Source organism: Dyella sp. NPDC103356 (genome assembly GCF_055584465.1).
Window position 1 is genome coordinate 272,352 of record NZ_JBVJLZ010000005.1, and the last position, 24,164, is coordinate 296,515.

At 62.9% G+C, this 24,164-nt stretch carries 24 protein-coding genes; 13 read left to right on the top strand and 11 right to left on the bottom strand.

Translation table 11 applies throughout. The features are described from left to right. The first annotated feature begins 176 nt into the window (after positions 1–176). The 5 genes from ACZ6WW_RS13705 (at position 177) to ACZ6WW_RS13725 (ending at position 4,522) form a co-directional block, all read left to right on the top strand. A complete protein-coding gene (locus tag ACZ6WW_RS13705; protein WP_345781787.1) occupies positions 177–662 on the top strand; it encodes a DUF2244 domain-containing protein in 486 nt (161 codons plus the stop codon). Positions 663–683: 21 nt separating this feature from the next. Next, a complete protein-coding gene (gene coxB / locus ACZ6WW_RS13710; RefSeq protein ID WP_281851593.1) occupies positions 684–1,652 on the top strand; it encodes a cytochrome c oxidase subunit II in 969 nt (322 codons plus the stop codon). Positions 1,653–1,712: 60 nt separating this feature from the next. Then, a complete protein-coding gene (ctaD, locus tag ACZ6WW_RS13715; RefSeq protein ID WP_465274694.1) occupies positions 1,713–3,329 on the top strand; it encodes a cytochrome c oxidase subunit I in 1,617 nt (538 codons plus the stop codon). 21 nt (positions 3,330–3,350) lie between these two features. Beyond that, on the top strand, positions 3,351–3,515 hold the full coding sequence (locus tag ACZ6WW_RS13720; protein ID WP_281851594.1) for a hypothetical protein: 165 nt from the start codon (positions 3,351–3,353) through the stop codon (positions 3,513–3,515). A 119-nt stretch (positions 3,516–3,634) separates the two neighbouring features. After that, complete coding sequence (locus tag ACZ6WW_RS13725; protein ID WP_281851595.1) at positions 3,635–4,522, top strand: cytochrome c oxidase subunit 3; 888 nt, start codon at positions 3,635–3,637, stop codon at positions 4,520–4,522. A 119-nt stretch (positions 4,523–4,641) separates the two neighbouring features. On the opposite strand, the gene ACZ6WW_RS13730 is transcribed toward ACZ6WW_RS13725, so the two are convergent. Then, positions 4,642–4,857 (bottom strand): twin transmembrane helix small protein, encoded by a 216-nt coding sequence (locus ACZ6WW_RS13730; protein ID WP_281851596.1) that lies wholly within the window; start codon positions 4,855–4,857, stop codon positions 4,642–4,644. Between the two features lie 59 nt (positions 4,858–4,916). Between ACZ6WW_RS13730 and ACZ6WW_RS13735 the strand changes: the two genes are divergently transcribed. The 6 genes from ACZ6WW_RS13735 to mgtA all read left to right on the top strand — a co-directional run bounded on the left by ACZ6WW_RS13735 (position 4,917) and on the right by mgtA (position 11,616). Next, positions 4,917–5,657 carry an SURF1 family protein gene (locus ACZ6WW_RS13735; protein ID WP_465274695.1) on the top strand — a complete coding sequence of 247 codons (741 nt, stop codon included), beginning with the start codon at positions 4,917–4,919 and terminating at the stop codon, positions 5,655–5,657. Continuing rightward, positions 5,654–6,238, top strand: a complete 585-nt coding sequence (locus ACZ6WW_RS13740) for a hypothetical protein (protein ID WP_465274696.1) — start codon at positions 5,654–5,656, stop codon at positions 6,236–6,238. Before ACZ6WW_RS13735 ends, ACZ6WW_RS13740 begins: the two co-directional genes overlap by 4 nt. Next, complete coding sequence (locus tag ACZ6WW_RS13745) at positions 6,238–7,404, top strand: COX15/CtaA family protein (RefSeq protein ID WP_465274697.1); 1,167 nt, start codon at positions 6,238–6,240, stop codon at positions 7,402–7,404. Before ACZ6WW_RS13740 ends, ACZ6WW_RS13745 begins: the two co-directional genes overlap by 1 nt. After that, positions 7,404–8,288, top strand: coding sequence for a heme o synthase (cyoE, locus tag ACZ6WW_RS13750; protein WP_281851600.1), 885 nt, complete (start codon positions 7,404–7,406; stop codon positions 8,286–8,288). Before ACZ6WW_RS13745 ends, cyoE begins: the two co-directional genes overlap by 1 nt. Before the next feature lie 276 nt (positions 8,289–8,564). Next, complete coding sequence (locus ACZ6WW_RS13755; protein ID WP_465274698.1) at positions 8,565–8,816, top strand: hypothetical protein; 252 nt, start codon at positions 8,565–8,567, stop codon at positions 8,814–8,816. A gap of 136 nt (positions 8,817–8,952) precedes the next feature. Continuing rightward, positions 8,953–11,616, top strand: a complete 2,664-nt coding sequence (mgtA, locus tag ACZ6WW_RS13760) for a magnesium-translocating P-type ATPase (RefSeq protein WP_465274699.1) — start codon at positions 8,953–8,955, stop codon at positions 11,614–11,616. A gap of 311 nt (positions 11,617–11,927) precedes the next feature. On the opposite strand, the gene dgoD is transcribed toward mgtA, so the two are convergent. From dgoD to ACZ6WW_RS13800, 8 genes are all read right to left on the bottom strand, one after another. Beyond that, a complete protein-coding gene (gene dgoD, locus ACZ6WW_RS13765) occupies positions 11,928–13,076 on the bottom strand; it encodes a galactonate dehydratase (protein ID WP_281851603.1) in 1,149 nt (382 codons plus the stop codon). After that, on the bottom strand, positions 13,073–13,690 hold the full coding sequence (locus tag ACZ6WW_RS13770; protein ID WP_465274700.1) for a 2-dehydro-3-deoxy-6-phosphogalactonate aldolase: 618 nt from the start codon (positions 13,688–13,690) through the stop codon (positions 13,073–13,075). Before ACZ6WW_RS13770 ends, dgoD begins: the two co-directional genes overlap by 4 nt. 5 nt (positions 13,691–13,695) lie before the next feature. Next, positions 13,696–14,502: an SDR family oxidoreductase gene (locus ACZ6WW_RS13775; RefSeq protein WP_465274701.1), complete on the bottom strand. Its 807-nt coding sequence runs from the start codon at positions 14,500–14,502 to the stop codon at positions 13,696–13,698. 11 nt (positions 14,503–14,513) lie between these two features. Next, positions 14,514–15,404 (bottom strand): SMP-30/gluconolactonase/LRE family protein, encoded by an 891-nt coding sequence (locus ACZ6WW_RS13780; protein WP_465274702.1) that lies wholly within the window; start codon positions 15,402–15,404, stop codon positions 14,514–14,516. Further along, a complete protein-coding gene (gene araH / locus ACZ6WW_RS13785; RefSeq protein WP_465274703.1) occupies positions 15,404–16,396 on the bottom strand; it encodes an L-arabinose ABC transporter permease AraH in 993 nt (330 codons plus the stop codon). The genes ACZ6WW_RS13780 and araH overlap by 1 nt, the downstream gene beginning before the upstream one ends. A gap of 5 nt (positions 16,397–16,401) precedes the next feature. Beyond that, the gene (gene araG / locus ACZ6WW_RS13790; RefSeq protein WP_465274704.1) at positions 16,402–17,946 is read right to left on the bottom strand and encodes an L-arabinose ABC transporter ATP-binding protein AraG; all 1,545 of its coding nucleotides are present in this window, start codon (positions 17,944–17,946) and stop codon (positions 16,402–16,404) included. Between the two features lies 1 nt (position 17,947). Next, positions 17,948–18,937 carry an arabinose ABC transporter substrate-binding protein gene (locus tag ACZ6WW_RS13795; protein WP_465274705.1) on the bottom strand — a complete coding sequence of 330 codons (990 nt, stop codon included), beginning with the start codon at positions 18,935–18,937 and terminating at the stop codon, positions 17,948–17,950. Between the two features lie 65 nt (positions 18,938–19,002). Further along, positions 19,003–20,022 carry a 2-dehydro-3-deoxygalactonokinase gene (locus ACZ6WW_RS13800; protein WP_281851610.1) on the bottom strand — a complete coding sequence of 340 codons (1,020 nt, stop codon included), beginning with the start codon at positions 20,020–20,022 and terminating at the stop codon, positions 19,003–19,005. Between the two features lie 104 nt (positions 20,023–20,126). Between ACZ6WW_RS13800 and ACZ6WW_RS13805 the strand changes: the two genes are divergently transcribed. Further along, positions 20,127–21,032, top strand: coding sequence for a LysR substrate-binding domain-containing protein (locus tag ACZ6WW_RS13805; RefSeq protein ID WP_281851611.1), 906 nt, complete (start codon positions 20,127–20,129; stop codon positions 21,030–21,032). A 39-nt stretch (positions 21,033–21,071) separates the two neighbouring features. Then, on the top strand, positions 21,072–21,647 hold the full coding sequence (locus ACZ6WW_RS13810; protein ID WP_465274706.1) for a hypothetical protein: 576 nt from the start codon (positions 21,072–21,074) through the stop codon (positions 21,645–21,647). 4 nt (positions 21,648–21,651) lie between these two features. Here ACZ6WW_RS13810 and ACZ6WW_RS13815 read toward each other — a convergent pair whose 3' ends face one another. Further along, complete coding sequence (locus ACZ6WW_RS13815; RefSeq protein WP_465274707.1) at positions 21,652–22,281, bottom strand: DedA family protein; 630 nt, start codon at positions 22,279–22,281, stop codon at positions 21,652–21,654. 94 nt (positions 22,282–22,375) lie between these two features. Next, a complete protein-coding gene (dnaG, locus tag ACZ6WW_RS13820) occupies positions 22,376–24,106 on the bottom strand; it encodes a DNA primase (RefSeq protein WP_465274708.1) in 1,731 nt (576 codons plus the stop codon). Between the last annotated feature and the right edge of the window lie 58 nt (positions 24,107–24,164).

Genomic DNA, 24,164 nt, shown 5'->3' on the forward strand with positions numbered 1-24,164 from the left:
TCCCGTGAGATGCACCTCCAACGGATTCCGCGTCCCTTCAAGCCAACATCACACCCAGCAAATACTTTCGCCATCGCGCACCAGTGCACGCTCCATATGTCAAGCCTGTGCGTCATTCTTGCCCCTACCCCCCGCCGCGGCCTATCATCCGAATGTTCCAGGCACGCCGGATCCCCATGATCGTGCTTCGACCAGCTACCGCCGGCCTGCCGTGCGTAACGATGTGGCTCAAGCCAAATCGTGCACTCAGCCGTCGCGACCTGCGTCGCTTGATCGGGGTATTGGCGGCGCTGGCGTTGACGACGGCCGGGTTGGGTGCGTGGCAGGGGAACGTCTTTGCTCCGTTATTCGCTCTGCTGGAGTCCTCCGCGGTGGCATTCGCGCTGGGCGTAGCCTGGCGAGCCGGTGACCGTAGCGAGCGCATCACCCTCGACGAAACGTCGCTGGAGGTGCAGTCGCTGCCAGGCCGGCGCGGTATGCGTTTCCAGCCGTATTGGGTGCGCGTGCAGTTGAAGGCAAGTCGGGGAGGGCATCGTCTGCTGCTGACGTCGCATGGACGAGCGCTGGAAATCGGGGCTTTCCTGGCGGATGAGGAACGCATCGAGCTGTCGAAGAAACTCATGGTGCTGCTGGCGGATATCCACGGCCAGTCGCGCAGGTAGGTTCAACAAAGGTGCAAGTACATGACATCTGGCGGCATCAGGCCTGGGGTTTTCAAGCGAACGGTAACGGCATGGGCGACCCTCGCTCTGGCAGTGTTCTGCGGCATTGCCCAGGCCAACCCGAAACCCGGCCAGCTCAATATGACCCCCGGTTCCTCGGAGTGGTCCGGCGAGCCCTACTTCCTCAATAACGTCGCGCTCGGCGTCTGCGTCGTTATCGGCATCCTTGTTTTCGGCGCGATGTTCATCGCCATGTTCCGCTTCCGCAAGTCGCGCGGCGCGGTGGCCGAGAAGTGGTCGCACAACACCACGCTCGAAATCGTCTGGACCACGGTCCCGGTGATCATCCTGATCGTGCTCGCCTACCTGGCGACCAACGGTCTGAAGACCTTCGCCGACACCACCGGCTCGCAGATGACCGTCAAGGTCACCGGCTACCAGTGGAAGTGGCGCTACGACTACATCGATTACATGGGCAAGTCGATCGACAAGGTCGGCTTCATGTCCAAGCTCGATCGCGAGAGCGACGAGACCCGCCAGCTGCGCTCGGGCATGGACCCGAATGCGGTCAAGGTGGGCGACGAGAACACCTACCTGCTCAACGTGGACGAACCGCTGGTGGTCCCGGTGGGCACCAAGATCCGCTTCGTGATTACCGCCGGCGACGTGATCCACTCCTGGTGGGTGCCGGCGCTGGGTTGGAAGATGGACGCGATCCCGGGCATCGTCAACGCGGCCTGGACCAACATCAAGGAGCCTGGCGTGTACCGCGGCCAGTGCGCCGAGCTGTGCGGCCAGGACCATGGCTTCATGCCGATCGTGGTCAAGGCGCTACCGAAGGCGGAGTTCGAGCAGTGGCTGGCGCAGAAGCAGGCCGCCGCCACGCCGCCGGCCCCACCCGCCGCTCCGGCTGCGCCCGCTGCAGCGTCGACGGCCCCCGCGCCGAAGACCGCGCAGGTCGCCCCCGTCACCGGCAATTCCCAGGGCTAAGCGCTAGCGCGCTCGCTTCCATCATCAGATTCGATTCGTATTAGGTAGAGGTGCAAGGCCATGGCGCACGAAGCCACCCACGACCACCACGACGATCATCACGGCGCACCGAAGAACTTCTTCGTGCGCTGGTGCATGTCCACCAACCACAAGGACATCGGCACCCTGTACCTGGTGTTCTCGCTGCTGATGTTCTTCATCGGTGGCAGCTTCGCGATGGTGATCCGCGCGGAACTGTTCAAGCCGGGCATGCAGCTGGTGCAGCCGTATTTCTTCAACGAAATGACCACGATGCATGCGCTGGTCATGATCTTCGGCGCGGTCATGCCGGCCTTCGTCGGCCTCGGCAACTGGATGATCCCGCTGATGGTCGGTGCGCCGGACATGGCGTTGCCGCGCATGAACAACCTGTCGTTCTGGATCCTGCCGTTCGCCTTCACGCTGCTGCTGTCCACCTTGTTCATGCCCGGCGGCGGTCCTGCCGGCGGCTGGACGATGTACCCGCCGCTGTCGCTGCAGGGTTCGTCGATCGCCTACGTGGTGTTTGCGGTGCACTTGATGGGTATCAGCTCGATCATGGGCGCGATCAACATCATTGCCACCATCCTCAACATGCGCGCGCCGGGCATGGATCTGCTCAAGATGCCGGTGTTCGTGTGGAGCTGGCTGATCACCGCCTTCCTGCTGATCGCCGTGATGCCGGTGCTCGCCGGTGCGGTGACGATGCTGCTGACCGACAAGTACTTCGGCACCAACTTCTTCAATGCCGCCGGCGGCGGTGACCCGGTCCTGTTCCAGCACATCTTCTGGTTCTTCGGTCACCCCGAGGTCTACATCATGATCCTGCCGGCCTTCGGCCTGGTCTCGGAGATCATCCCCACCTTCGCGCGCAAGCCGATCTTCGGCTACAAGGCGATGGTGTTCGCGATTGCCTCGATCGCCTTCCTGTCGTTCATCGTGTGGGCGCACCACATGTTCGCGGTGGGTCTGCCGCTGGGCGGCGAGATCTTCTTCATGTACGCCACGATGCTGATCGCGGTGCCTACCGGCGTGAAGGTGTTCAACTGGGTCAGCACCATGTGGGGCGGCTCGATGACCTTCGAAACGCCGATGCTGTTCGCGATCGCCTTCGTGATCCTGTTCACCATCGGCGGCTTCTCCGGCCTGATGCTGGCCCTGGCTCCGGCTGACTTCCAGTATCACGACACCTACTTCGTGGTGGCGCATTTCCACTACGTGCTGGTGACGGGCGCGATCTTCGCGATCATCGCCGGCGCGTACTACTGGCTGCCCAAGTGGACCGGCCACATGTACTCGGAGACCTGGGGCAAGATCCATTTCTGGAACTCGGTGATCTGGGTCAACGTGCTGTTCTTCCCGCAGCACTTCCTGGGTCTGGCCGGCATGCCGCGCCGTATCCCGGATTACAACGTCGCGTTCGCCAACTTCAACATGATCAGCTCGATCGGCGGCTTCCTGTTCGGCGCCTCGCAGCTGATCTTCCTGGGCGTGCTGGTCCATGCGGTGTGGTTCTCCAAGAAGAAAGCCACCGACCGCGTATGGGAAGGCGCCAAGGGTCTGGAGTGGACGGTGCCGTCGCCGGCCCCGTATCACACCTTCGACGTGCCGCCGATCGTGCACGACTCCGAGCTGGCGCACGGTCACCTTGACGATTGATCGGCTCTACACGCTGCGGCCATGGCGGTCGCAGCGTTGAAATCGGTGTTGGATAACTTGGAAACAGGCAAAGATCCGATGGAAGAAGCGCGTCGCAGAGGTGCCAAGCGCACCGCCCTGATTGTTGCAGTGATTGCGATCGCGATTTTCCTGTTGTCGATCCTGCAGATGGTGAAGTTCAAGTAAGACCGGTTTCGCAGGCAGTATCCCGAAACGATGCGGGGCATCGAATCGGATAGCAGTTCCTCGCCACGGTGTGTTACCGGGGTGACAAGCAACCTAAGAGATATCCACGGGGTTACACCATGGGTCAGCAGCAAGACGCTTATTTCGTACCGGCCAAGAGTTACTGGCCCTTCGTGGCCGCGATCGTGATGTTCGTGACCGTGTTTGGCGCCGCACATTGGCTGAACGCGCCGCCCGGCGAAGCCGGTTTCGGTCGGACGGTGCTGACCGTCGGCGTCATCGGCATCCTGCTGATGTTCTTCGGCTGGTTCCGCTCGGTGATCCGCGAGTCGCTCGCCGGTAGCTACAACAACCAGGTGGACCGCTCGTTCCGCATGGGCATGATGTGGTTCATCTTCTCCGAAGTGATGTTCTTCGGCGCCTTCTTCGGCGCGCTGTTCTATGCCCGCGCGATCTCGGTGCCGTGGCTGGGCGGCGAAGGCCACGGCGTGCTGACCCATCAGTTCCTGTGGAGCAACTACTCCGCTGCCTGGGGTGCTGGCGGTGGTGGCGGTCCGGCAGGTGTCGGCGGTCGTTTCTCGACCATTGGCCCGTGGGGCCTGCCGTTGCTCAATACGCTGATCCTGCTGACCTCCAGCGTGACCATCACCATTGCTCACCACGCGCTCAATTCGGGCCACCGTGGTCGCATCCTGCTATTCCTGGGCCTGACCGTGCTGCTTGGCGCCACGTTCCTGAACTTCCAGGCGCACGAGTACATGGAGGCCTATAAGGAGCTCAACCTGACCCTGCACAGCGGCGTCTACGGTTCGACCTTCTTCATGCTCACCGGCTTCCACGGCCTGCACGTGACCTTGGGCACGATCATGCTGGCGGTGATCTGGCTGCGCGTGCTCAAGGGTCACTTCAACAAGGAGCACCAGTTCGGCTTCGAGGCCGTGGCGTGGTACTGGCACTTCGTTGACGTGGTGTGGCTGGGCCTGTTTATGTTCGTCTACATTCTTTAATCCGCTTTTGCGGTGCACAAAAAACCCGCCGGAAGGCGGGTTTTTTGTTGTTCCGGTATGGCTGCGTCTGGCGTGCCAATTGTCGCGCCTCAGGCGTATCCGACGCCCAACCGTTACAATCACTGCCCCACGTCATGTGGATGGAGCCAGCCCATCCAGATGCCGAAAACGACCATCAGGATCAGCACGATGGACAGGCCGATGCGGCGTGTCAGCGCCCAGACGGTCCGCTTGCTGCCGTCCTTGTCGGTCATCATGAAAAACAGCGCCTGGCCGAGATTGAACAGAACCACTAACAACACGACCACCAGCGCAACTTTGTAGACGGTTTCCACGTGATTGTTCCGAACGATGTTGACATCGCGAGTATAGCCTTCACGCCCGGTGGGATCGCGTGAACTTGTGGCGTCGTCCGCGTTGGTGGGCTGTGCTGCTGACCGTGGCCGGATGTCTTGTTTTTCTGCGCCTTGGCGTATGGCAGCTGCATCGCGCCGACGAAAAGGACGAACTTCTGCGGCGGTATGCCGCATCGGCGCAAGCCTCCTTGAGCGACTTTGCCGCCGTGGCCGCTACACCGCCGCTGGATGCTTATCCGCGGGTGCGAGTGCAGGGCCATTATCTGGCCGACCGTGTCTATCTGTTGGACAACCCCAAGCACGATCAGCGCGGCGGAGTAGAGGTCTATGCGCCTTTCCAGGTGCGTGACGCATCGTCGCTGCTGCTGGTGGACCAGGGGTTTCTGCCGGGCAATGGTACCGACCAGGCACCGCAGTTCCCGCCGCTGCCTTCGGGTGAACTGACCCTGCAAGGTCTCTATCAGCCGGCGCCCGGGGTAGGTTTCGAAATGGGTGGCAACGCGCTGGCTGCGCAGACGCACTGGCCCAAGACCACGATTTTCCTGGACCTCAAGCAGGTTCAACAGGACCTGGGTCAGTCGCTCTATCCGCGTGTGCTCGCGCTCGATGCCGATCCTGCGTCGATCTATGTGCGCGAACACACGCTCGACTTTTCATCGATGCCGCCCGCGCGGCATCGCGCCTACGCTTTTCAGTGGTTCACTTTCGCGGTCGTGGCGGTGGTGATGTTTATCGTCCTGCATCGTCGCCGCAAACCCAAGCCTTCGGACAACGCATGAATCAACCTTCCGCCTCGGGACAGACGCCGCCGAACCTGCGTGCCAGTCGCCTGAAACTGTTGCTGATCGTCGGCATTTTCATGGCGCCGATCCTGGCTGCCGGCGTACTGACCTTTTCCGGTTGGCAGCCCGAGGGCAAGGCCAACGGCGTGGCGATCACGCCGCAGCGCAACTTCGCCGACGAGCATCTGCGCGTCGCATTGAGCCAGGGTGGCGAGTGGGCCTGGCGCGCGAGCGAGCCGAAGCTCACGCTTATCGCGCTGGCCGGTCCCGGTTGTGCTGCGCAGTGCGTGGATACATTGACCAAGATGGCGGCCGCGCGCATCACGCTCAATCAAAATGCAGACCGTCTGCGATTGCTCTATATCGGCACGCCGCCCGCAGGTGAAGCGGCGATCGCCATGCAGCACTACTGGCAGCTCGGCAGCGATGCCGAGGACAAGCTCGCCGCATTTCGTCCGAGCACGCCCGATAGCGTGAGCGCGTTGCTGGTCGAGTCCAATGGCACGGCGCTGTCGCTGTATCCCGTCGGTTTCGATCCGACCGGTTTGCGCAAGGACCTGCAGAAGGTGATTCGCTGATGCCCAGTCGCTCCGTGAAAATCCTGCGCGGCCTGGCGCTGCTGGCCGCGGTCTTCGCGTTTGGCGTAGTGATGTTCGGTGCATTCGTGCGCCTGTCCAACGCGGGGTTGTCCTGTCCGGATTGGCCGACTTGCTATGGCCAGGTGGCATGGCCCGAACACCAGCACGAGATTGCGCAGGCGAACCAGGCCTTTCCGGATCGCCCTTTTGAAACGCACAAGGCGTGGCGCGAGCAGGTGCATCGTTTTCTCGCCGGTTCGCTCGGCGTGCTGGTGTTGAGCATTGCGTTGATCGCCAGTTGGCGCACGCGTTGGGCGCGCATGGCGGTGATCGCCGGTGCGCTCTTCGCTGTGGTCGGCACGGTGCTGTACATCCGCGGCGAGCATGTCTGGTCGTCCGTGTTGTCGGCGTTTGCCATCGGGCTGCCCCTGATTGCCGCAATCGGTCTGCGCAGGCCGGGCGCCTGGCGCATCAGCGTGCTTGCGCTGGCGGTGATCATTTTCCAGGCGATGCTCGGCATGTGGACGGTCACCTTGCTGCTCAAGCCGATCGTTGTCATGGGACATCTGCTGGGCGGCATCACGACATTCGCCTTGCTCGCCTATGCCGCATTGCGCTACGCCGGTGTGGGCGCGCGCGACGACAGTTATGCAGCGCTGCGCAAGCTGGTCGTGATCGGCATCGTGCTGCTGATTGGCCAGATCGCCTTGGGCGGCTGGACCTCGGCGAACTATGCCGCACTGGCCTGTGGCACCGATTTTCCGACCTGTCTGGGCCAGTGGGCACCGCCGACCGATTTCAAGGAAGGTTTCGTGCTCTGGCGTGGCATTGGAGTGAATTACGAAGGCGGCGTGCTGGATATGGCGGCACGTAGCGCCATCCAGATCGCTCATCGTATCGGTGCGCTGATCGTGTTCTGCTATCTCGCGTTTCTCGCGCACAAGGTGTCGCGCCGGGGCCTGCGTGGGCTCGGGCTGGCGATCGCCGTGGTGCTGGTGACCCAGGTGCTGCTGGGTATCAGCAATGTCCATTTCGGTTTACCGTTGCCGGTAGCCACGTTGCACAATGGTGTCGCCGCGTTGCTGCTGTTCGTACTCCTGGCCACGCTGGCACGGACACAGCAGCGGCATGACGACTCGATCTTTCTCAGTCTGGGCGCACGCTGATGAGCGGCAAGTTCGGTGAATATCTGCAATTGACCAAGCCGCGCGTCGTCGCGCTGCTGGTGTTTTGCGCGGTCATCGGCATGTTTCTCGCCGTGCCGGGCATGCCGCCGTGGCGTGCACTGGTATGGGGCACCCTGGGCATCTGGTTGGCATCGGCATCGGCCGCGGCGTTCAATCATCTGATCGACCAACGGATCGACAAGCTGATGGCGCGCACCGCGCATCGGCCGCTGGCGACCGGGCATCTGGCGCCGACGCAGGTACTGACGTTCGCCCTGGCGCTGGGCGTGCTCTCGATGCTGGTGCTGGTATTGCTGGTCAATCCGCTGACCGCGCTGCTGACGTTTGGCGGCTTGATCGGCTATGCCGTGATCTACACCGCCTACCTCAAGCGCGCCACGCCGCAGAACATCGTGATCGGCGGCCTGGCCGGCGCGATTCCGCCGGTGTTGGGCTGGACGGCAGTGACTGGTTCGCTGCATCCGTTTGCGCTGCAGCTGTGCCTGATCATCTTCGTGTGGACGCCGCCGCATTTCTGGGCGCTGGCGATCTTCCGTCGCGACGACTACGCACGGGCGCAGGTGCCCATGCTGCCCGTGACGCATGGCGTGACCTACACGCGCTGGCACGTATTCTTCTACACCATCCTGCTGGTGCTGGTGACGCTGCTGCCGACGCTGACCGGCCACAGCGGCCTGGTCTACCTGGGTGGGGCCGTGGTGCTGGGCGCGGGTTTTCTCTACTACGCCGTGCGCCTGCTCAACCCGCCGGACGAGTTCTTTGCGATGAAGGTATTCAACTACTCCATCGTGTATCTGATGGCGCTGTTTGCGTTCCTGCTGGTGGACCACTATCTGTTCGAGCCGGCGGTCCTGGTCGGTTAGCCCCAGCCACAACTTGACAGCTCCGCATATCAGGCCCAGAATAGCCGTGCTGCCGTCGCGTGTTTGCGCCCGGCAGCACTCTAGTCCTTACTAACCAAGGCATATGGACATTTACCCTAGTCGCAACGTCGACATCCGCGAGCATCGGGTGCCGGCATTGCATAACAAGCTGATCGTCTGCGGCGACCGCCAGCGGTCGGCCGGCGCTTTCCTCGACTAGGGAAGTCCGGTCCGACTCCTTCGGGCGCCACAGGCGCCACTACGAGGAGACGGGCTATGAAGCTCCTTCGCGATTTCTTTCGTCTGCGTACCGCAGGTCGGTTTTCCCTGGCCGGCCGCCGTGCGAACGCGCGCCGTACGTTTACCGTCACGGTTCCCGAGCCGCTGAACAAGCCGACCCCGACACCGTCGGCCGTGATCGACATGCACTGGAAGGCCGACCCCAAGCGTGGCCTGCTGGTCGCTCGTTGGCACGAACATGTACCTCCGCAAGCGCCTCGTCATCTGAATCTGTTACCTAGTCACTGACGAAGTAGTGCGCTCGCCGCTGCCGGCGGCGGGCGCAGGCTACCTAAGCCATCAGCGCAGGCGTTGAGCGTTAGCTGCGGGTCCTCCCGCGTATCTCGCTGATTCGCCCATATCAACGACATACCGGAAATGTGTCATGTTCAAACATTCCTCCCAGGCCGTCGCGGGCAAGACGGTGGGTAAGGGCGGGTCGACCGCCCCGGCGCGCGTTGCCGTGGCCGTCGAGGCGTTCCGTGACAACGAGGCCCTGTTCGCCGTACTCGATACCAGTGCGGCCGGTCTGGACGAAGAGCAGATCGCCGAGCGCCTGGAGCGCGACGGCATCAACGAGGTGTCGCACGAGAAGCCGCCGCACTGGTCGCGACAGCTGCTGCGTGCGTTCAAGAACCCCTTCATTGTCGTGCTGCTGGTGTTGGCCGGTGTGCAGTTGTTTACCGACGGCGACGATCTCACCGGCCCGATCATCATTGCGGTGATGGTCGGTATCAGCGTGCTGCTGAGTTTCTCGCAGGAATACCGTTCCTCGAAGGCGGCCGAAAACCTGAAGGCGATGGTGCGCAACACCGCGACGGTGACGCGCCGCGCTTCGGATGGGCACAGCGAGCGTCTGGAAGTACCGGTCGGCGAGCTTGTGGCGGGCGATATCGTGCATCTGGCGGCCGGCGACATGGTGCCGGCGGACCTGCGCCTGTTCAGTGCGAAAGACCTGTTCATCAGCCAGGCCATCCTGACCGGCGAATCCCTGCCAGTCGAGAAGGCCGCACCGACGCATGCACAGATCAGCGAGGGTGACACGCAGTCCGACAGCCCGCTCGACCTGCCGTCGGTCTGTTACATGGGTACCAACGTCGTCAGCGGCACTGCCAGCGCGGTGGTCGTGGCGACCGGCTCGCGCAGCTATCTCGGTTCGCTTGCGCGCACCATCGTCGGCCAGCGCGTGCAGACCAGCTTCGATCGCGGAGTAAGCAGCGTCAGCTGGCTGCTGATCCGCTTCATGCTGGTGATGGTGCCGGTGGTCTTTGCGATCAACTGGATCGACAAGGGCAGCTTCCTGGAAGCGTTCCTGTTCGCGCTGTCGGTGGCGGTCGGCCTGACGCCGGAAATGCTGCCGCTCATCGTCACCGCCAACCTGGGCAAGGGCGCCATCGCCATGTCCAAGCGCAAGGTGGTGGTCAAGCGCCTCAACGCGATCCAGAACTTCGGCGCGATGGATGTGCTGTGCACGGACAAGACCGGCACGCTCACGCTGGACAAGATCGTCCTGGAGCGCCACCTGGATCTTTATGGCGAGGAATCGGACGAGGCCCTCGAGTACGGCTATCTCAACAGCCATTTCCAGACCGGTCTGAAGAACCTGATGGACAAGGCGGTGCTGGAGCACCGCGACCTCGAGCCAACCGCTGCGCGCTATCACGTCGTCGACGAGATTCCGTTCGACTTCCAGCGCCGCCGCATGTCGGTGGTGGTGAGCAACGGCGACGGCAATGAGATGCTGGTATGCAAGGGCGCGGTCGAGGAGATGCTGTCGATCTGTTCGTATGCCAAGGCGGGCGACGAAATCCTGCCGATGACGGACGAGCAACGCACCGACATCAAGGCGATGACACGTCGCTTGAATGAGGATGGCCTGCGCGTGCTGGTGGTGGCAGTCAAGCATCAAGTGCCGTTGGGGCGTACCTACGGTGTCGCCGACGAAAGCGCTCTGATTGCGGTGGGTTGCCTGGCCTTTCTCGATCCGCCCAAAGACACGGCGGCCACGGCCATTGCCGCGCTTCACCATCACGGCGTTGAGGTAAAGGTCATTACCGGCGACAACGAGGCGGTCACGCGCAAGATCTGCCGCGAGGTCGGCCTGGAAGTCGAGCATTCGACCCAAGGCAAGCATATCGAACCGCTGGACGATGCCGCTCTGGACGAGCTGGTCAAGCGCACGACCGTCTTTGCCAAGATGTCGCCGCTACAGAAGGCACGCGTGGTGAAGTCATTGCAGCGCCAGGGCCACACGGTGGGCTTTCTTGGTGACGGCATCAACGATGCGCCTGCGTTGCGCGAGGCCGACGTCGGCATCTCGGTGGATACCGCGACCGATATCGCCAAGGAGTCGGCGGACATCATCCTGCTCGAAAAGAACCTGATGGTGCTCGAAGAAGGCGTGCTCGAAGGGCGCGTCACCTTCGGCAACATCATGAAGTACATCAAGATGACCGCCAGCTCGAACTTCGGCAACGTGTTCAGCGTGTTGATCGCCAGCGCGTTCCTGCCGTTCCTGCCGATGGCGCCGCTGCAGATCCTGGTGCAGAACCTGCTTTACGATCTGTCGCAGCTGTCGATTCCGTTCGATCGCATGGACGAGGAATACCTGCGCAAGCCGCGCAAATGGGACGCCAGCGATATCGGTCGTTTCATGGTGTGGATCGGCCCGGTCAGCTCGATCTTCGACATCACCACGTTCTACCTGATGTGGCACTACTTCGGCGCCAACAGCGCGGAACATCAGTCGCTGTTCCAGTCGGGCTGGTTCATTGAAGGCTTGCTGTCGCAGACGCTGATCGTGCACATGATCCGCACACGCCGCATTCCGTTCCTGCAAAGCGTGGCCGCTGCACCGGTACTCGCACTGACCACGGCGATCATCATCATCGGCATGCTGATTCCGTTCTCGGGCATCGGCGCCAAGATCGGCATGGTGCCGCTGCCGCCGATCTACTTCGCATGGCTGGCGCTGACGTTGCTTTGCTATTGCGGGCTGACGCAGTTGATGAAGGTCATTTACATCCGACGCTATGGGCGTTGGCTGTAAGAGCGAGTTGCGAGTGATCAGGAGTGAGGAGAGAGTAAAAGCCCCCCTCACCCCAACCCTCTCCCCCGGCAAAGCCAGGGGAGAGGGAGCTAACTGAGGCAACTTCAGTATTTCGCACTTGCGTAACCTGCCCCCTCTCCCCTGGCTTTGCCGGGGGAGAGGGTTGGGGTGAGGGGGAACGCTTTAAGTCCTCACCGCCACGACGCAATGCTGTTCAGAGCCTTCGCTCTAGCGGCCGGGTCGCCGAAGCACACAGGCAAGAACGAGGCCGCCACGCCAAAGCAAAGAGGCGGCCGAAGCCGCCTCCCAAATCACCACTCGGCAACACTTCCATCCCGATGCCGCCACAACGGATTACGCCAATCCGGCGCATCCTTGCTGCGTTCGATCACCAGAGCTTCGTCCACCTCGACACCCAACCCCGGCTTGTCGAACGGTTTGGCAAATCCGTTCTCGAGTGCGAAGGCGTCCTTATTGAGGACATAGTCGAGCAGCTCGCCACCCTTGTTGTAGTGAATGCCCATGCTCTGTTCCTGCAGCACCGCATTCCACGAAATGAAGTCGACATGCAGGCAGGCGGCCAGGGCGATCGGTCCCAGCGGGCAATGCGGTGCGAACGCCACATCGTAAGCTTCGGCCATCGCGGCGATCTTCATGCACTCGGTGATACCGCCGGCATGCGACAGGTCCGGTTGCAGGATCGAGATGCCGCCGCGCTCCAGCACGCGCTTGAATTCGAAGCGGGAGTACATGCGCTCGCCGGCGGCCAGCGGGATATGCGTGGAGGCTGCCAGGCGCGGGTAGTGCTCGGACTGCTCGGCCAGTACCGGCTCTTCGATGAACAGCGGACGGAACGGCTCCAGTTCCTTGATCAGCACCTTGGCCATCGGCGCGGCAACACGGCCATGGAAATCCAGGCCGAAGTCGATCGAGTTGCCGAAGGCTTCGCGAATCTCGGCGACATTGGCGACAGCAGCGTCGATGGCGCGCGCATTGTCGACGATGGCCAGCTCTTCGCAACCGTTGAGCTTGAAGGTGTCAAAGCCGAGCTCAAGGCGCTGACGGATCTGCGCGATGATGTCGGCCGGCCGGTCGCCGCCGACCCAGCAGTAGGTCTTCATGCGATCGCGCACGCGGCCGCCGAGCAGGTCATAGACCGGCACGCCGAGGGCCTTGCCCTTGATGTCCCATAGCGCCTGGTCGATACCGGCGATCGCGCTCATGAAGACCGCGCCGCCACGATAGAAGCCGCCGCGGTACATGGCCTGCCACAGGTCGTTGATACGTCCCGGGTCCTGTCCGATCAGGTATTCGCTCAGCTCGTGCACGGCCGCTTCCACCGTGCGTGCGCGGCCCTCGATGACGGGTTCGCCCCAGCCGACAACGCCCTCGTCGGTTTCGATTTTTAGGAACATCCAGCGCGGAGGAACCCGGTAGGTAGTGAGCTTGGTGATCTTCATGCGTGATGTTGACGATAGGCGTGGATAAAAGCGTCGGCTCGCTCGCGCGTCTGCGCGGGTGTCTGGCCGGGTTTGTACAGGTCGCTGCCCAGCCCGGCACCGGTACAGCCGGCGTCGAGGAAGGTCCCTAGATTATCTGGTGTAACACCACCGACGGCGAGCAAGGGCACATCCTTTGGTAGTACGGCACGGATCGCCTTGACGTAGGCCGGGCCAAACGTGGTGGACGGGAACAGCTTGAGCGACTGCGCGCCGGCACGCAGCGCGGCAAACGCCTCGCTGGGTGTGGCGAAGCCGATAGCAGTATAGAGGCCATGATCGCGGCTGCGGCGAATCACGGTCTCGTCCGTGTTGGGCGTCACGATCAGCTTGCCGCCAAGGCTGGCGACCTCGTCGACCAGACCCTCGCTCAACACGGTACCGGCGCCGATCAGGGCCTGCTTGCCGCAGGCGGCCACCGCATCGGCGATGCTGCGTTGCCAGTCGGGCGAATTGAGCGGAATCTCGATCGCGTCGAAGCCGGCGGCGACAAGTTCCTGCGTGTGCGCCACCGCTTCGTCGGGGCGAATGCCACGCAAGATGGCGACTAGTGGGAGTGCGGTGGGCCAGGTCATGCGGCTTACTCGTGATACAGCTGGGAACGGCCGCCATCGATCAGGATGTCGGTCGCATTGATGAAACGCGCCTCGTCGCTGGCCAGGAACAGGGCGGTGTAGGCCACCTCGTCCGGCTCGCCAATGCGCTTGGTCGGCAGGATCTCTGCCTGGCGGCGCTTCTCCGCCGCCGGGTCGGGTGCCGCGGCGAAGCCTGCCTCGGCAATGGCGGTAAGAATCAGGCCGGGGGAAATGGAGTTGACGCGGATGCGCTGCGCCGCGTATTGGATGCCCAGCGCGCGGGTGAGTCCGATCAGGCCATGCTTGGCCACCGGATACGGAAAGCAGCCCGGGATGATCTTGTGGCCGTGCACGGAAGCGATATTGATGATCGAGCCATGGCCGATCTCGAGCATGTGCGGCAGCACGGCCTGTGCGCAATTCCAGGCACCCTTGAGGTCGACCTCGAAGCAGCGCTGCCACTCATCGTCCGACAGCTTGAGCGGGTCGTTGAAGACGTTGATGCCTGCATTGTTGACCAGCACGTCCGGCGAGCCGAAGCGTTCGACGGTGGCGTCGACCATGCGATGGATAGAGGCCACATCGGTAACGTCGGCCTGGAACAGCATGGCGTTGTCTTCTCCGATCTCCGCCAGCGTCTGGCGCGCCTGTGCGTTGTCTTCGAGCACATTGATCGCCACGCGTGCGCCGTGCTCGGCAAACAGGCGTGCCGTCGCCGCGCCGATACCCTGGGCGGCGCCGGTCACGATGGCGACCTTGCCGGCCAGCCGGGGCAGGGGAGTGGTACGGGGATCGGGGCGGGCGGTGGTCATCGGGATATCCATCAATAAGCGAGGCCGTAGCGGCTTTCCGGTAGCCCGCGTCCACGCGGAGCGGCTACCGTAAAGACTGCGCCGTGCAAAGGTTGTTTAGCGATGTCGTCGGCATTCAGATCGGCATAGGCGGTCGTCACCGCGAGGCGATCGCGTTGCGTGCCCATGAAGCTGACGCAGCTGGGCTGGCTGACCGGCATCTCGATCACGCAATCGACGCGGCCATCCGGGGCGTAGCGGACGACCCGCGAAGCGCCCCATTCGGCGTTCCACAGGAAGCCGTCGCTATCGATGGTTGATCCGTCGGGTGTGCCGAACGGTTCGGGCACTTCGGCGAACACATGGATACGGTCGACCTCGCCGGTCGCACCGTCGTAATCGCAGGCCATGATCCGCCGCGTCGGCGTATCGCAAAAATACAGCGTGTCGCCATCCGGGCTGAAGCAGATGCTGTTGGTGATGGTGGCCTTGGGCAGCGCGAGCGTCATGAGCTGACCGCTCGCGCTATAGCGATAGAACGAGGCGATGGGTTCCTTGCCGCGTTCGTTGATCGTGCCGAAGATAAAGTTGCCGTGGCGGTCGCAACGGCCGTCGTTGGAGCGCGTGCCCGCGAGTTCGTGCTCGATCGCTGCCAGCGGCTCGATCGCACTGTTACGCAGATCGAAACGCACGAGCTGCTTTTCGAGCGCCATCAGCAATACGTCGGGATCCTGCGTCAAGGCGAAACATCCCAGGCGCGAGGGCAGATCCCAATGGCGTACATCGCCGCTCACCGGGTCGTATTGCCACAGTTTCGAGGCCAGGATATCGGTCCAGCGCAGCACGCCGAGCCGATCGTCCCACACCACGCCCTCACCCAGGGCATGCCGCGATGTGCTGATGGGTTCGATCGTATTGGTCATCAATGCGTCGCCCGGCGGTTCTTCAACTGATCAACCAGCACCGCGGCGAGCAGGATCGCACCACGCACGACGTACTGGTAGAACGTATCGATATTCATCAGGTTCATCGCGTTCTGCACTGTGCCCATGATCAGCACGCCGACCAGCACGCCGCTGATCGTGGCGCGGCCGCCGGCCAGCGACACGCCGCCCAGTACGCAGGCGGAAATCACGTCGAGCTCGAAGCCTTCGCCCGCATTGGGCTGACCGCTGGTGATGCGCGAGGCGAGAATCACGCCGGCGAATGCCGCGACTACACCCTGAATCAGGAAGATCACGATACGCGTGCGATCCACCGCCACACCGGCCAGACGCACGGCTTCCGGATTGCCGCCGATAGCGAGCGTGTTGCGGCCGTAGGCGGTCTTGTTGAGCATCACGCCGAAGACGACGAAGCAGGCGACGGTGATCCATACCGGAATCGGCAGCCCGAACAGCATGTTGGTGCCGATGACGTAGAACGCTTCATTGGATACGCCCACCGCCTGACCCTTGGAGACCAGGAAGGCGAGGCCGCGCACGATTTCCATCATCGCCAGCGTGGTGATCAGGGCGTTGATCTTCAGCTTGGCGATGATTGCGCCATTGATAAAGCCGATCACCGCGCCAGCGACCAGGCTGGCGGCCATGCCCAGCATGACGCTGCCGGTGGCATTGGCCACCATCGCGCAGGTGACGCCGGCAAAGGCGACCGTCGAACCCACGGAGAGGTCGAAATCGCGCGAGGCCAGGCAGAACATCATCGTGCAGGCGACCATGCCGATCTGCGAAACCGACAAGGCCACGCTGACGATATTGTCCCAGGAGAAGAAGTACGGCACGGTGCCGCTCAGCACCGCGAACAACGCGATGAAGATAAGCGCCAGGCTGTAGTCGTCGATCGCGCTGCGCAGCCACGAATGCTGCGGCGTGCTCGGGGTGGGTGAGGAAAGCGTTGGTGAAGTCTGGGACATGTCTCTCAATTCCTGCGCTGGTTCGCCTTCGGAGCGCCTTCGGGCAGCGCACAGGCAAGTACGTTTTCTTCGTTGGCCTGATCGCGGGCGAACTGGCCGGCGATACGGCCGTTGCACATCACGACGATGCGGTCGGACACGCCCAGCACCTCCGGCAATTCGCTCGACACCATGACGATCGCGACACCGCGTTCGGCCAGGGCATACAGCACGTTGTAGATCTCGTTCTTCGCGCCGACGTCGATGCCGCGGGTGGGCTCGTCGACGATCAGGACGCGCAAGTCACCCTCGGCGAGCCAGCGCGCGAGAATCGCCTTCTGCTGGTTGCCGCCCGACAGCAGGCGGATTTCCTGGCGACGGTTGGGCGTGCGGATCGACAGGCGCTTGATGAAGTCGTCGGCGGTTTTTGCCTCGATGGCGTCGTCGACGAACAGGCCGGCGCGCAGATGATTGCGCCGTGCGCTGATGTTGATGTTTTCCGATACCGAGCGCACGCCAACGATGCCGTCTTCCTTGCGGTCTTCCGGGCAGAACATCAGGCCAGCGCGGATCGCCGCGCGCACGTCTGTGGCGGGCAACGCCTTGCCGTCGATCTGCACACTGCCGCCCAGGCGCTTGTCAGCACCATAGACCACGCGCATAGTCTCGCTGCGCCCCGCGCCGACCAGGCCAAAAAAGCCCACGATCTCGCCCGAGCGCACCTCGAAGTCCACCGGCGCCTGTACCTTGTGGCCGGTAATGCCGCGTACCGACATGCGTACATCTCCCAGTTCACGAGGCCGGTAACCGAAGATGTCGTTCAACTCGCGCCCGACCATGCGCTGCACCAGCGTCTCGCGCGTGACGCCTTCGAGCGTGTCGAAGTCGGCGATCTTGCGCCCGTCGCGAAATACGGTAGCCGCATCACACAGTTCGAAGATTTCATCGAGGCGATGGGAGATGTAGATCATCGCCTTGCCCTGCGCACGCAGGTCGCGGACCAGCCGGAACAGCACTTCGGTTTCGCGATGCGAGAGCGAACTGGTCGGCTCGTCCAGCGCAAGAATCCTGGCATCGCGCAGAATCGCCTTGCAGATTTCCACCATCTGCCGCTGGCCAATGGAAATGTTGCGCATCTTGGCGCGCGGGTCGAGATCCACGCCCAGGGCATCGAGCTTTTCACGCGTCCACGCCAAGGCCTGCCGGCGTTGCACGAAACCCATGCGCGTGGGCAGACGCCCGAGCAGCAGGTTTTCCATCACCGAGAGTTCGGGGACGTACTGCAGCTCCTGGTGAATGATCGCGACACCGGCGGCAATGGCCTCGGCGCTGGAGCGAAACTGCCGCGGCTGGCCGCCGATGATCAGGCGGCCTTCGTCCGGCGTGTACTCGCCACCCAGGATCTTCATCGTGGTCGATTTGCCGGCACCGTTTTCGCCGAGCAGACCGTGCACGCTGCCGGCGTGCACGCCAAAGCTGACCTCAGCCAGCGCCCGCACGCCGGGAAACGATTTGCCGATCGACTCGAACTGCAGATAAGGCGTGGCGTCTTGCTGCGCGGCCGTCGACATCTTACAGACCCATGGCCTTGCGCACGTCGGCGGCGTTGGCGCGGGTAATCAGGCGGCCGTCGGTGAGGGTGATCATCGGCGGCGCCTTGTCGCTCTTGATCCAGTCGTACATCTGTATCGACGTGTCGTAGCCATGACGCTTGGGACTGATCAGGATGGAGCCGTAGAAACCGGTCGCCTGGCTCTTGGCAAATTCGTTCGTTGCCGAGTTGCTGCCACCGATGCCGACGCCGATCATGTTGGCGGCGTTGATGCCGCGGCCTTCGGCGGCGCGCACGGCGCCGAGTACTGCCTCGTCGTTCATGCCGAACGCGACCCAGTGCTTGAACTGCGGGTGTTGCGTGATGGCGATGCTCGATGCGTTGAAGGCGTTTTCGGTATCGGACTTGGCTTGCGGCGCGTTGAAGATGTTCGCCTTCGGAAAGCCGCTGGCGAGCAGCGCTTCCACCGCGCCGTCATCGCGATCGCGCGCGGTCGGCAACTGATCGAACGACACGCGAAGCGCACCGACTTCGGCGGGGTTCCAGCCGCGGGCCTTGATCTGTTCGGCGATCGCCTGGCCGACCTGCTTGCCGATATTGACCGCGGAGATGCCGGTGTAGGGCACGCCTTCGATCGGCTTGCCGCTGCCATCGACCAGGCGGTCGTCCACGGTGATCAGTTTCAGGTGGTTGATGCGCGCCTTGGCGACGATGGACGGCCCAAGCTTCACATCGGGTGCGCAGATGATGAAACCCTGCGCATGCTGCACCTTGAGGTTATCGATCGCATTGAGGACCTTGTCGCCGTTCTCGGCACCGATCTTCACCAGCTCGAAGCCCTTCTCTTTCGCGGCCTGTTCGGCAAAACGCCACTCGTCGCGGAACCAGGGCTCCTCGGGCTGCTTGACGACGAAGCCGATCTTGACCGGGTCGTCTGCAAAGGCGGGCGCGCTGGCCAGGGCCAGTGCAACGGCGATGCCGCGAAAGACGTGGGTGAGTTTGCGATTCATCATTCCCTCCTCAAAACTTATGACGAGCCAACTGCGATAGTGCGGTGCCTGACCGGATGGATCGATCAGGCGCGTTTGCGTTCATTGCTGCCGAACAGGCCGCGTTCGCGCGCCACCGCGATGGCGCCGCGGCCGGCGAGATTCGCCTGCTGCTGGTCGTCCAGTACGGTGACTTCGCCGGAAAAGAAATCGTCGCCCTGCACCAGCAGCGCAATGGCTTCGCGCAGGATCGACTTGCCGCTGATCACGAAGCGCACGCCCGGCATGACCTCGATTGCGCTGGAGTTCTTCAGCGTGAGCAGGTCCGAGCCGAGCACGGCGCCGAGCAGGAAGTTGGCCCGCGCATTCGCGTCGTAGACGGTGAACTGGTCGAGGATGCGCACGCTGAAACAGGCGCGACCCAGGCCGATCTGTTTGGCCGAGCGTGCACCGGCCAGCAGCATCTCCGCGTCGATGCGTTTGGCGAAGCCTCCGTCGAGCGAGCTGGCCAGGATGGTTTCGTGCGAGATCACGTGCAGCAGTTCGCCGGCCAGGGTGGTGACGCAGCCGGTGATCTGTTGCTTGTCGTCGAGGCTGACAAATTTCGAGTGCGAACCCGGCAGGACGATCACCGCCGGTTCCTTCAGCTGCAGGCATTCAATCAGCGCGAAGGTTTCGGTCTCCTCGCCGCGCATCATGTCCATCGCCTCGCTGTTATGCAGGCCGATATGATCGACAGCGTTGCGCACGCCCGGCACGAACCAGATCGGTCGGGCCCAGACGTTTTCGATGCGGGCCTCGCGCATGGCGCCGGCCAGGGCGTGGATTGCCACCGGGGCGGCGACATGGGGGATCTCGCACAAGCCCATGTTCGAGGTGATCATGCCCGACGCCAGCACGTGGTCGACATCATCCGCGCTCAACTCGGCGGCGCCGAGGGCTTCGTCCAGCGTTTCGCGCACGGCCGCTTCCAGGCGGGTGCGATTGCCGGTGATGGCCGTATCGCGAACACCTACCTGTCGGGCGGCCTGCGCGATGGCGACGCCATCGCGCCAGAGACAGACGCGGGTGTTGGTGGTGCCGGTGTCGATCGTAAGAATGTTCATGCGCGATCTGGCGGTTAACTGACTTCGATTGTTGGCAGTACCGTCAGACGTGGCAAACTAGAAATTCACGGGGGTTCCCCCAAGTTTTTCTAAATGAGCTCGCAATGAAGCGCTCGCTACCCCTCAATGCACTGCGTGTCTTTCAGGTTGCGGCGCAACATCTGAGCTTCACCAAGGCGTCCGAGGAGTTGTCGCTGACCGCCGCTGCCATCAGTCAGCAGGTGAAACAGCTTGAGCAGTATCTCGGCACGACCTTGTTTGTGCGGAGCAACAATAAGCTGACGCTGACGCCGGCCGGTGAGCGCTATTTCCCGCGCGTTCGGGAAGCTTTTCGTGCGCTGCAACATGCCACAGACCAGCTGCTCGACCAGAAACTGTCCCTGCGTGTCTCCGTGCCGGCCACCTTCGGCACCAAATGGCTGGTGCCCAGGCTGTTCCGTTTCTTCGATCGGCACCCCGATATCGATGTGGCCGTGCAGACCGAAACCCAGGTGGATGCCGGTCGCTGGGACATCGCCATCGAGGACCGCGCGATCGATGACCGGGCCAGCGAAGACCCTGCCTATAGCTTGTTGGCGACCACCGATTACACGCCCGTATGCAGCCCGTCGATCGCCACGCTCCTGACCGCTCCGGCGGCATTGAATGGCCAGACGCTGCTGCATGAGCGCGCCGGACGCCGGGCGGCGGTGGCGCCGGACTGGGAAGCCTGGTTTGCGCAAGTCGGGTTGAGCCTGAGCGATAACACGCGTGACATGGGCCTGGGCGACGGCACGATGATGTTGCAGGCGGCGATCGAAGGGCAGGGCATCGCGCTGGCGCAGCGCTTGCTGGTGGCCTACGACATCGCAGCGGGGCGTCTGGTCGAGCCTTTCGATCTGCCTACGCCCTGGCGGCACTCGTATTACCTCGGCCTTGCCAATGAGGCGCGGGATCGACCCGAAACGCTGCTGTTCTGCGATTGGCTGCGCGAAGAAGTGGCGATCGGCATGAGCGCACGTCCCAGCTGAGTTCGGCGGACAGGCGCGAACGGTGCCGTCCGATCTGCCATGCGTTCACCGACGACGGCATTGGCTATGCCGTTAGCTCATCCTTGTCTTGTCTATCAGGGGCAGTCAGGGAGAGCAGTCGTGCAAGTACGCAATATCTGGATCGTCGCGTTGATCGTCATGCTGGCGATGGCTTTGTCGCCAGCGGCTTGGGCTGGCGAGGAGAAATATGTCGACGCGGTTCATTATCCCGACAACGAAGAGGGCTGGAGCCGCTTTTATGATTTGGCCGAGCGCCTGACGCGCGACTTTGACGCAGTCTGCGGCGATACCTTTTGTGAGAGCGATTACAGCAATATCCAGTCGCTGCGTTTTCGCTGTTCGGTCGAGCGTGCAACCGGCGTGATGGGCGAATGCATCTGGACATTTGCCGGCAGCTATGAAGATGTCGATCCGGTCAACGGCCGCGTGCAGGTGGACGCACGGGTCTGGAACTGCAAGGCGCCACTTGCGGCGGGAACATCGATCGAGCATTTCTATGCTGCGCTGGAGGGCAGTCATCTCATGGACGCCATCGATGCGCCATTGCCGGGCACCAAACTAAGCCTCTACGACGGGCTGACTGATTGCCTGTAATGGGTTAGTGCTGGTCCGTGGCGGCACGCGCCGCGCGTCGGCGATGCCGCCACCACAGCACCAGCAGAACAACGACAATAAGGCCGCCCAATACCCACAGGCTGCTCTGACCGCGGCGTATCCATTTCACCAGCCATTCGTGGTTGTCCGCGCCGAAATAGCCCAGATACACCCAGATAGGCACGCTGATCAGTGCGGCCAGGCCATCGAGCAGCAGGAAGCGCATGAACGACACGCGATGCGTGGTGCCGGCGGTGATGTAGACGGCCGTGCGCATGCCCGGCAGGAAGCGCGCGATAAACATCAGGCGGTTGCCGTAGCGCTCGAATTTCTCTTGCACCTTGGCATAACGGGCGGGCGTGAGCAGGCGCGATACCACGCGCCATTGCAGGATATGTGCGCCGTAGTGGTGGCCCAGCAGGAACATGCCCGCGTCGCCGACCAGCACGCCAATCATGGCGACGACGAACATGATGTGCACGTTGGCATAACCCAGGCCGGCGATCACGCCGCCCGCTACCAGGGTGATGTCTTCGGGCAGCGGCGCGCCTGCGCCACATAGCAGCAGGGCAATGAAAACCGCGGCGTACCCGTTCTCGGCGAACAGTGTCACCAGTCGTTCAAGCAGATCCATCTACGTGTTTGCCTTCATGCGCGGACCGGAATGGCTGGGCAAAAGGACATCATCCCACAGAACTATTGGCCAGGGGTTGCAGTGCAGCATCGGTTTACTCCGCTGTCGGTGCCGGCTGCACGCGCAGGGCCAGTAGTTCGCGCAGCTCGGCTTTTTCGGCGCTGTCGAGCGTACCTTGTCGATGCTTGGCGGTGAGTGCCTCACGCCTGAGCACGATGGCCTGTTGCTCCATCCGCAACAGAGCATCGAAAAACTCGATCCGCTGCATCTCCGGTTCGCCGACAACCGGTGCGGCCATGAGTTTCTGCAGGGCGGGATACTCCTCGCGTTCGGCGTAATGCTCGATCAGCATGGCCGGATTGATGCCTGGCCGCGAGCGCGCCGTATCGATCAGATCCGCGAGTAAGGAGATGCCGGGTTTGTCCAGGCGCAGGAAGCGGTAGGGACGTTCGACCTCGTCTGCCATGCCCGGCTGTGCCAGCAGCAATGCAATCGCGCTGCGCACCAGGCTGCGCTGCACCGCAACCGGGCGTTGTGTCTGGCGGCGCACCGGCTCCGGTTCAAGCATGGCACGCGCACCACTGCGCTTTTCCAGCTCCTGTGCCATCAGGTCGCGAAACGCGCCGTCGGGCAGGCGCGCGATCAGCGGCCGTGCACGTTCGGCGAGCCGGGCGCGACCGTCTAGGCTGGCCATGTCGACGTCGTGCGCGAGTTCGCCAAAGAAATATTCCGACAGCGGTGTGGCTTCTTTCAGCCGCTTCTCGAAACCTTCCTTGCCTTCCTTGCGGATCAAGGTATCGGGGTCCTCGCCGTCGGGCAGGAACAGGAAATACGCCTGTCGCCCGTCGCGCAATCGCGGCAATGCCGATTCCAGTGCCTTCCACGCCGCCGCGCGTCCAGCGCGGTCGCCATCGAAACAGAACACGACGTCCGGCGCGGCGCGAAACAGCACTTCGGTGTGGTCGGGTGTGGTCGCCGTGCCCAGCGTCGCTACCGCAATCGGCAGGCCGGCCTGATGCAGGGCGATCACATCCATGTAGCCCTCGACCACCACGATGCGCGCCAGGCTGCTGTTGGCCTGCTTCACCTGCCACAGCGCGAACAGCTCGCGGCCCTTGTGGAACAGCGGCGTTTCCGGCGAGTTGAGATACTTCGGGCCCTGATCGGCCTGCAGTACGCGCCCGCCAAAAGCGATCACGCGGCCGCGGCGGTCGAGGATGGGAAACATCAGCCGTTCGCGGAAACGGTCATATTTGCTGCCACGTTCGTTGCTGGCCACCATGCCCGCTTCGTTCAGCAACTGCATGCGGCGCTCGCTGGTGCCCAGCGACTTCATGATGCCGTCGTAGCCGGCCGGCGCCCAGCCGATGCGGAAGCGCTCGATCGTCTGTGCATCCAGCCCGCGCTTTTTGCAGTAAGCCTTGGCGTCGGCGTTCTTGGGCAGCTCGCCCTGATACCAGCGTGCGGCGTTGTCGAGCAGCGCGTAGAGATCGGTCTTGTCCTCGCGTGGCGCATCGTTGCCGCCCTCGCGTGGGACCTTCAAGCCGACGGCTTGGGCCAGTTCCTCGATGGCATCGGGAAACTCCAGGCGCTCGTAATCCATCAGGAACTTGATCGCTGTACCGTGCGCGCCGCAACCGAAGCAATGAAAGAACTGCTTGGCCGGGCTCACATAGAACGATGGACTGCGCTCGTTGTGGAACGGACAGCACGCCGTCCATTCTCGCCCGGCCTTCTTCAACGGCACGCGCCGCTCGATCACGTCGACGATATCGACGCGGGCAAGCAGTTCATCGATGAAGCTGTCGGGGATCCGGCCACGCATAGGTCATCAGTTTAGTCGATGGGGGAGGTTTCCTGTGGATCGGCCGCGGTAAGCTCGG

Excerpts from the sequence above, each read along its gene's own strand:
- ACZ6WW_RS13705 (WP_345781787.1), top strand. The coding sequence starts at position 177 with ATGATCGTGCTTCGACCAGCTACCGCCGGCCTGCCGTGCGTAACGATG.
- coxB (WP_281851593.1), top strand. The coding sequence starts at position 684 with ATGACATCTGGCGGCATCAGGCCTGGGGTTTTCAAGCGAACGGTAACG.
- ctaD (WP_465274694.1), top strand. The coding sequence starts at position 1,713 with ATGGCGCACGAAGCCACCCACGACCACCACGACGATCATCACGGCGCA.
- ACZ6WW_RS13720 (WP_281851594.1), top strand. The coding sequence starts at position 3,351 with ATGGCGGTCGCAGCGTTGAAATCGGTGTTGGATAACTTGGAAACAGGC.
- ACZ6WW_RS13725 (WP_281851595.1), top strand. The coding sequence starts at position 3,635 with ATGGGTCAGCAGCAAGACGCTTATTTCGTACCGGCCAAGAGTTACTGG.
- ACZ6WW_RS13740 (WP_465274696.1), top strand. The coding sequence starts at position 5,654 with ATGAATCAACCTTCCGCCTCGGGACAGACGCCGCCGAACCTGCGTGCC.
- ACZ6WW_RS13745 (WP_465274697.1), top strand. The coding sequence starts at position 6,238 with ATGCCCAGTCGCTCCGTGAAAATCCTGCGCGGCCTGGCGCTGCTGGCC.
- cyoE (WP_281851600.1), top strand. The coding sequence starts at position 7,404 with ATGAGCGGCAAGTTCGGTGAATATCTGCAATTGACCAAGCCGCGCGTC.
- ACZ6WW_RS13755 (WP_465274698.1), top strand. The coding sequence starts at position 8,565 with ATGAAGCTCCTTCGCGATTTCTTTCGTCTGCGTACCGCAGGTCGGTTT.
- mgtA (WP_465274699.1), top strand. The coding sequence starts at position 8,953 with ATGTTCAAACATTCCTCCCAGGCCGTCGCGGGCAAGACGGTGGGTAAG.
- dgoD (WP_281851603.1), bottom strand. The coding sequence starts at position 13,076 with ATGAAGATCACCAAGCTCACTACCTACCGGGTTCCTCCGCGCTGGATG.
- ACZ6WW_RS13770 (WP_465274700.1), bottom strand. The coding sequence starts at position 13,690 with ATGACCTGGCCCACCGCACTCCCACTAGTCGCCATCTTGCGTGGCATT.
- ACZ6WW_RS13775 (WP_465274701.1), bottom strand. The coding sequence starts at position 14,502 with ATGACCACCGCCCGCCCCGATCCCCGTACCACTCCCCTGCCCCGGCTG.
- ACZ6WW_RS13780 (WP_465274702.1), bottom strand. The coding sequence starts at position 15,404 with ATGACCAATACGATCGAACCCATCAGCACATCGCGGCATGCCCTGGGT.
- araH (WP_465274703.1), bottom strand. The coding sequence starts at position 16,396 with ATGTCCCAGACTTCACCAACGCTTTCCTCACCCACCCCGAGCACGCCG.
- araG (WP_465274704.1), bottom strand. The coding sequence starts at position 17,946 with ATGTCGACGGCCGCGCAGCAAGACGCCACGCCTTATCTGCAGTTCGAG.
- ACZ6WW_RS13795 (WP_465274705.1), bottom strand. The coding sequence starts at position 18,937 with ATGAATCGCAAACTCACCCACGTCTTTCGCGGCATCGCCGTTGCACTG.
- ACZ6WW_RS13800 (WP_281851610.1), bottom strand. The coding sequence starts at position 20,022 with ATGAACATTCTTACGATCGACACCGGCACCACCAACACCCGCGTCTGT.
- ACZ6WW_RS13805 (WP_281851611.1), top strand. The coding sequence starts at position 20,127 with ATGAAGCGCTCGCTACCCCTCAATGCACTGCGTGTCTTTCAGGTTGCG.
- ACZ6WW_RS13810 (WP_465274706.1), top strand. The coding sequence starts at position 21,072 with ATGCGTTCACCGACGACGGCATTGGCTATGCCGTTAGCTCATCCTTGT.
- ACZ6WW_RS13815 (WP_465274707.1), bottom strand. The coding sequence starts at position 22,281 with ATGGATCTGCTTGAACGACTGGTGACACTGTTCGCCGAGAACGGGTAC.
- dnaG (WP_465274708.1), bottom strand. The coding sequence starts at position 24,106 with ATGCGTGGCCGGATCCCCGACAGCTTCATCGATGAACTGCTTGCCCGC.